2 protein-coding genes are annotated in these 1,797 nt (G+C 73.7%); both read left to right on the forward strand.

Going from position 1 to position 1,797, the window contains the following annotated elements; translation table 11 throughout:
• Positions 1-1,029, forward strand: a 1,029-nt coding sequence (locus tag FV223_RS26620) for a lysine-2,3-aminomutase-like protein (RefSeq protein ID WP_147729733.1), incomplete at its 5' end; no start/stop codon positions are given.
• Between the two features lie 4 nt (positions 1,030-1,033).
• Complete coding sequence (locus FV223_RS26625; protein WP_147729734.1) at positions 1,034-1,654, forward strand: glutathione S-transferase family protein; 621 nt, start codon at positions 1,034-1,036, stop codon at positions 1,652-1,654.
• The last annotated feature ends 143 nt before the right edge of the window (positions 1,655-1,797 follow it).

A 1,797-nucleotide genomic window follows, 5' to 3' on the forward strand; every position in this document is an offset into this window, starting at 1 on the left:
GGCCTCGTGGCGGCGGCTGACCTGCCGGCCCTGCGGGCGGTGGCCGCGCGCTACGCCGTGTCGATCACCCCCGACATGGCCGAGCTGATCGACGCCGCCGACCCGCATGACCCGATCGCCCGCCAGTTCGTGCCGCGGGCGGAGGAAGTCGTCACCGCGGCCGAGGAACGCGCCGACCCGATCGGCGACGCCGTCCACGAGAAGATGCCCGGCCTCGTCCACCGCTATCCCGACCGGGTGCTGCTGAAGCCGCTCCACGTCTGCCCGGTCTATTGCCGCTTCTGCTTCCGCCGCGAGGTGGTCGGGCCGGAAGGCGCCGGCACGCTGAGCGAGGCCGAGCTCGATGCGGCGCTGGCCTACATCGCCGCCGACCCGGCGATCTGGGAGGTGGTGCTGACCGGCGGCGACCCGTTCGCGCTCTCGCCGCGCAGGCTGTCCGACATCGCGCGGCGGCTCGAGTGCGTGCCCCACGTCAAGGTCCTGCGGGTCCACACCCGCGTGCCGGTGGTGAGCCCCGCCCTGGTGACCGACGCTCTAATCGCCGCGCTGAAAGGCTTCGGCCGGGCGGTGTTCGTGGCCCTGCACGCCAACCACGCCCGCGAGTTCGGCGCCGAGGCGCGGGCCGCCTGCGCGCGGCTGGTCGACGCCGGGATCCCGATGGTGAGCCAGACGGTGCTGCTCGCCGGCGTTAACGACGATGCGGCGGTGATGGAGGCGCTGATGCGGAGCTTCGTCGAGAACCGGATCAAGCCGTACTACCTGCATCACGGCGACCTCGCGCCGGGCACGGCTCACCTGCGCACCGGGCTCGATGCCGGGCAGGCGCTGATGCGCACGCTCCGCGGCCGGCTTTCGGGGCTGGCCCAGCCGACCTACGTCCTCGACATCCCCGGTGGCCACGGCAAGGTGCCGGTCGGGCCGGGCTACGTCGCGGCGGATCGCGACGGCACCCGGATCACCGATCCGAACGGCGGCGTGCATGCCTATCCGCCCGAGCCGTATCGGCCCGAGGCGAGCGAGCAGGAATAAGCCGATGCGCAGGCTCTGGGGGCGGGCGAACTCCGTCAACGTGCAGAAGGCCCTCTGGGGGCTCGACGAATCCGGCCTCGCCTACGAGCGGGTCGAGGCCGGCGGCGCGCACGGCGTGGTCGCCGACCCCGCCTACCGGGCGATGAACCCGAACGGCCTGGTGCCGGTGCTCCAGGAGGACGACTTCGCCCTGTGGGAGTCGAACGCGATCCTGCGCTACCTCGCGGACGGGGCGGAGGGCGTGCTCCGCCTGCCCGACGACCGGCGCGAGCGGGCGCAGGTGCAGCAATGGCTCGACTGGCAGGCGACGAGCTTCACCCCGGCGATGCGCGACGCGTTCTGGCAGCTCTACCGCGCCGCGCCGGATGCGCGCGACCACACGCTGATCGCCGCCTCGCTCGAACGGTCCGAGGTCCTCGCCGCGATCCTCGACCGGCACCTCGCCGACCGAACCTTCGTCGTCGGCACGCGCTTCTCGATCGCCGACATCGCGCTCGGCTGCGCCGCCCACCGCTGGCTCGCCCTGCCGGCGGAGCGCGTCGAGCGGCCCGAGATCCGGTCCTGGTACGCGGCGCTGGCGCAGCGGCCCGCCGCCGCCCGGATCTTCGCCGCGCCGATCAGCTGACGCCCGCACGTCCTCGCCGATCGGCCTTGCCCTTGCCCTGCTTAACCGTTGCCCGCCTTGCCCCCGCCCCTGCGCGACCCACTTGGGCGTCAGGCAGCCTGCCCGGAGACCGCACCCCGATGGCCCTCGACCCGACCCTGCGC

The organism is Methylobacterium sp. WL116, assembly GCF_008039455.1.
Classification (GTDB): Bacteria; Pseudomonadota; Alphaproteobacteria; order Rhizobiales; family Beijerinckiaceae; genus Methylobacterium.

Bases quoted from the DNA above. Each gene is read 5' to 3' on its own strand.
- FV223_RS26625 (WP_147729734.1), top strand. From the start codon at position 1,034: ATGCGCAGGCTCTGGGGGCGGGCGAACTCCGTCAACGTGCAGAAGGCC.